The sequence below is a fragment of the Streptomyces sp. NPDC007162 genome (genome assembly GCF_040634175.1).
Classification (GTDB): Bacteria; Actinomycetota; Actinomycetes; order Streptomycetales; family Streptomycetaceae; genus Streptomyces.
In genome coordinates this window covers 1-4,933 of sequence record NZ_JBEYFC010000592.1, presented here as the reverse complement: position 1 = coordinate 4,933, position 4,933 = coordinate 1, and the positions used below count along the sequence as shown (strand labels likewise).

3 protein-coding genes and 1 pseudogene are annotated in these 4,933 nt (G+C 70.7%); 2 read left to right on the top strand and 2 right to left on the bottom strand.

The annotated features are described in order from the left end of the window. Positions 1-453 (top strand): ATP-binding cassette domain-containing protein (locus tag ABZ646_RS39995; protein WP_360530692.1); only part of this gene is annotated, 453 nt, incomplete at its 5' end. After that, on the top strand, positions 453-2,981 hold the full coding sequence (locus ABZ646_RS39990; protein WP_360530689.1) for an FtsX-like permease family protein: 2,529 nt from the start codon (positions 453-455) through the stop codon (positions 2,979-2,981). The genes ABZ646_RS39995 and ABZ646_RS39990, both read left to right, overlap by 1 nt. A 55-nt stretch (positions 2,982-3,036) precedes the next feature. Here the strand turns inward: ABZ646_RS39990 and ABZ646_RS39985 are convergent, their stop codons facing one another. Both ABZ646_RS39985 and ABZ646_RS39980 read right to left on the bottom strand, forming a co-directional pair. Continuing rightward, positions 3,037-4,335, bottom strand: a complete 1,299-nt coding sequence (locus ABZ646_RS39985; protein ID WP_360530686.1) for a class I SAM-dependent methyltransferase — start codon at positions 4,333-4,335, stop codon at positions 3,037-3,039. Between the two features lie 206 nt (positions 4,336-4,541). Beyond that, positions 4,542-4,933, bottom strand: a pseudogene (locus tag ABZ646_RS39980) (hypothetical protein); the annotation flags it as partial.

Here is a 4,933-nt window from a genome sequence, read left to right as displayed (position 1 = left end):
CTGCTGCCGACCCTGACCGCCCTGGAGAACATCACCCTCCCGATGGACATAGCGGGCCGCAAGCCCGACAAGGAGTGGCTGGACAGCGTGATCGGGATGGTCGGCCTCAAGGACCGGCTCGGCCACCGACCCTCGCAGCTCTCCGGCGGCCAGCAGCAGCGCGTCGCCGTCGCCCGCGCCCTCGCCTCCCGGCCCGAGATCATCTTCGGTGACGAGCCGACCGGGAACCTCGACTCCCGCTCCGGCGCCGAAGTGCTGGGCTTCCTGCGCAACTCGGTACGCGAGCTGGGCCAGACGGTGGTCATGGTGACCCACGACCCGGTCGCCGCCGCCTACGCCGACCGCGTGGTCTTCCTCGCCGACGGCCGGATCGTCGACGAGATGTACCGCCCGACCGCCGAGACCGTCCTCGACTTCATGAAGCAGTTCGACGCGAAGGGCCGTACCAGCTGATGTTCCGCACCGCCCTGCGCAACGTCCTCGCGCACAAGGCCCGGCTGCTGATGACCGTGCTCGCCGTCATGCTCGGCGTCGCGTTCGTCTCCGGCACCCTCGTCTTCACCAACACGATTTCGGACGCCTACCAGAACAGCTCCGCCAAGGGCTTCAAGGGCGTCGACGTCGCCGTCACCGCCAAGTACCAGGACTCCAAGGGCGACAAGGTCGGCAGGACGCCCGACCTCACCCAGGCGGTGCTCGACAAGGCCGCGAAGGTCCCCGGGGCCGCCTCCGCCACCGGGGTCGTCTCCGGCTTCACCGCCATCGCCGACAAGGACGGCAAGCTGATCGGCGGCGGCTGGCAGTCCGAGGGCGGCAACTACTGGGGCACCAAGGACGCCCGCTACCCCCTCGTCGGCGGCCACGCGCCGAGCGGCGCCGAGGAGGTGCTGATCGACTCCAAGACCGCCGAGCGGGCCGGCTACCAGGTCGGCGACACCGTGCGCCTCTCGGTGAACGGCCCGGTCCTCACCCCGAGGATCGCCGGCGTCTTCACCACCGACGACGGCAACGTCACGGCCGGCGGCAGCCTCGCCCTGTTCGACACGGCGACCGCGCAGCAGCTGTTCGGCAAGAAGGGCGCGTACGACGAGATCGACGTGACCGCGAAGTCCGGCACCGGCCAGGGGGCCCTCAAGTCCCAGCTGGACGCGGCCCTCCCGAAGAAGCTCGTGGAGACCACCACCGGGAAGAAGCTCGCCGCCGACCAGGCGGCGCAGATCTCCAGCAGCATGAGCGGCCTGCGCCAGGGCCTGCTGGTCTTCGCCGGTATCGCGCTGTTCGTGGGCACCTTCATCATCGCCAACACCTTCACCATGCTGGTCGCCCAGCGCACCAAGGAACTGGCGCTGCTGCGGGCGGTGGGCGCCTCCCGCCGCCAGGTGACCCGTTCGGTGCTGATCGAGGCGTTCGTGGTCGGCGCGGTGGCCGGCGTGACCGGTCTGGTCGCCGGTATCGGCATCGGCGCCGGACTGCGCTCGCTGCTCGGCTCGTTCGGCGCGACCGTCCCGGACGGCCCCCTGGTGATCACGCCGGGCACGGTGGCCGCCGCGCTCGCCGTCGGCGTCGTCATCACCATGCTGGCCGCCTGGCTGCCCGGCCGCCGCGCCGCGAAGATCCCGCCGGTCGCCGCGATGAGCGCCCTGCACGCGGCCCCGACCACCAAGTCCCTGGTGCTGCGCAACACGATCGGCGCCCTGTTCTCGGCGGCGGGCGTGGCGGTGATCCTGGCGGCGACGACCATGAGCGGCAGCGACGGCCAGGCCCCGATGGGGCTCGGCGCGGTCCTCCTCATCATCGGTGTCTTCGTCCTCACCCCGCTGCTCTCCCGCCCGCTGATCGCGGCCGCCGCCCCGCTGCTGCGCGGGTTCGGCGTGTCCGGGAAGCTGGCACGCCAGAACTCGGTGCGCAACCCGCGCCGTACCGCCGCCACCGCCTCCGCGCTGATGATCGGCCTGACCCTGATCACCGGTATGACGGTGATGGCGGGCAGCCTGCAGAAGTCCATCGACCGGATGGCGAGTTCCGCAATCCGCGCGGACTACGTCGTCTCGATGGCCAACGGCAATCCGCTCTCCCCCGACGTCGCGAAGAAGGTAGCGGCCACGGACGGCGTCACCGCCTCCAGCCCGCTGCGCAACGCGGCCTCCCGGATCGACGGCGACACCGAGTTCCTGACCGGTGTGAACGGGGCGGCGATCGGGAAGCTGACCGACCTCACGGTCGACAGCGGCGCCTTCCGGGTCGGCGGCTCGGACGTCGTCGTGGACGACGACACCGCCAAGTCGCACGGCTGGAAGGCGGGTTCCGCCTTCACCGTCCACTTCGAGGACGGCAGGGCGCGGCGGATGACGGTCGCCGGGGTCTACCAGGGCAACCAGATGATCAACGGGATCATGCTCGACAGCGCCACCCTCGCCCCGCACGAGACCGACCCCGCCGACATGCAGGTCATGGTCAAGACGGCGGACGGAGCGTCGAGCGCCACCAAGGACAAGCTGGAGAAGGCCCTCGGCTCCAACCCGGCGATCAAGGTCCAGGACAAGCAGGACCTGTCCAACTCCATCGCACAGGCGTTCACGCTGATCCTGAACATGGTCTACGGCCTGCTCGCGATGGCGGTGATCGTCGCGGTCCTCGGTGTCGTCAACACCCTGGCCATGTCGGTGTTCGAACGCTCCCAGGAGATCGGCATGCTGCGCGCGATCGGCCTGGACCGCAAGGCGGTCAAGCGGATGGTCCGTCTGGAGTCCCTGGTCATCTCGCTCTTCGGCGGAGTGCTCGGTATCGGCCTGGGCGTGTTCTTCGGCTGGGCGGCCGGGCAGCTGGTCGGCGCGAAGATGTCCACGTACGAACTGGTCCTGCCGTGGACCAGGATGGCGGTCTTCCTCCTGCTGGCCGGCGTGGTCGGCGTGCTGGCCGCCCTGTGGCCGGCCCGGCGCGCGGCCCGCCTGAACATGCTGTCGGCGATCAAGTCCGAGTAGCGGCGGGTACGCCGAAGGGGCCCCACACGAGCGACGTGGGGCCCCTTTTCGCGTCCTACGGGTTCCAGGTGCGGGTGCGCAGCGGCAGCCCGGAGGCACCCGACTCGGGCGTCCGCACGGCCAGCACCTGGTTGACGCCGATGCGGTTGCGTTCGAAGGCGAGCGCGCAGGCGGCCATGTACAGCCGCCAGACGCGGGCCCGGCCGGGGCTGGTCAGCTGGACCCCGCGCCGCCACTCGGCCTCCAGGTTGGCCACCCAGCGGCGCAGGGTGCGGGCGTAGTGCTCACGGATCGACTCCACGTCCCGCACCTCGAACCCGGCCCGTTCCAGCTGGGTGACGGTGGTGCCGATCGGGGCGAGTTCGCCGTCCGGGAAGACGTAGGCGTCGATGAACTCGTCGACGTTGTAGGCCGACTCGTCGCGCTGCGGGCGCCGCGCGATCTGGTGGTTGAGCAGCCGCCCGCCGGGCTTCAGCAGCCCGTACAGGTCCTGCGCGTACTCCAGGTACCGATCGGCCCCCACGTGCTCGGCCATCCCGATCGACGAGATCGCGTCGTACGGCCCGTCCCTGACGTCCCGGTAGTCCTGGACCCTGATCTCCACCCGGTCCGTCAGACCCTCGTCCGCGACCCGTTTACGGGCGTACGCGGCCTGCTCCTGGGAGAGGGTCACCCCGACGACGCTCACGCCGTGCTCCCGGGCCGCGTGGATCGCCATGGAACCCCAGCCGCAACCGACGTCGAGCAGCCGCCGGCCGGGGGTCAGGCCCAGCTTGGCGCAGACGAGTCCGAGCTTGTCGCGCTGCGCGGTCTCCAGGGTGTCCGCGTCGCCGTCGGCCCCCCAGTAGGCGCACGAGTACACCATCGACGGGCCGAGGACGAGTTCGTAGAAGTCGTTGCCCACGTCGTAGTGATGGCTGATGGCCTGCCGGTCGCTGTGGCGGGTGTGCAGGTGCCGGCGTCTGCGCACCTCCTCGCGGGGCGGGGCGGGCGGCAGGGGCGGCCCGGTGAGTCTCAGCAGGTCCCGGACGGCGGCCCGCACCCCGGGATCGCGCAGCGCCTGGCCGAGCGTACGGCCGTCCTCCCCGCGCTCCCAGACGAGACCGGCCACCGCCTCCAGGGCGGTGTAGAGGTCGCCCTCGATCTCCAGGTCGCCGGAGACCCAGGCGCGGGCCAGGCCCAGTTCACCCGGTTTGAACAACATGCGGCGCAGGGCACGGCGGTTGCGCAGGACGAGCGCCGGCGCGTCCGGCGGTCCGGCCTGCGATCCGTCCCAGGCCCGCAGCCGTACCGGGAGCGGGACTCCCAGCACCTGCTCCGCAATACTCCTCAGCCGCGACGCGGCGTCGGCCATGGTGCACACCTCCAAGACGTCGATCCCGGATGCCGGGTACCACGTAAACACCGCTGGAGCCCGGCCGCACTCCCCCGTCCGCGTTACAACTGGGCAAAACAGCTGTATCGGCCATGCAGTTCGCCGGGTTCCGGGAACGCCGAAGGACCTCCCGCACCACGGATGGCGGGAGGTCCTTCGGGTGGTTCAGCGACCGGTGACCGCGGTCAGGAGGCCTTGGCCTTCTCCTCGGCCTTGGGGGCGGCGACCGGCGCCGGCTTGGCGGCCTCGTAGAACTCCTCGCGGGGGTTCTCCATGGCGCCCAGGGACACGACCTCGCGCTTGAGGAACATGCCGAGGGTCCAGTCGGCGAAGATGCGGATCTTGCGGTTCCAGGTCGGCATCGCCAGACCGTGGTAGCCACGGTGCATGTACCAGGCGAGACGGCCCTTGAGCTTGATCTTCGTCTTGCCCAGGACGATCATCGCGACGCCCTTGTGCAGACCCAGACCGGCGACCGCACCCTTGTTGGAGTGGCAAGGCCGCCGCGCAGATCGACCGGCCCTGACACCGCGTCCTCGCCACACCGCCCGCACCCGTCCCGCGCCAGAAACGAGTG

What these genes read in the sequence shown, in the direction of transcription:
- ABZ646_RS39990 (WP_360530689.1), top strand. Translation starts at nt 453, where the DNA reads ATGTTCCGCACCGCCCTGCGCAACGTCCTCGCGCACAAGGCCCGGCTG.
- ABZ646_RS39985 (WP_360530686.1), bottom strand. Translation starts at nt 4,335, where the DNA reads ATGGCCGACGCCGCGTCGCGGCTGAGGAGTATTGCGGAGCAGGTGCTG.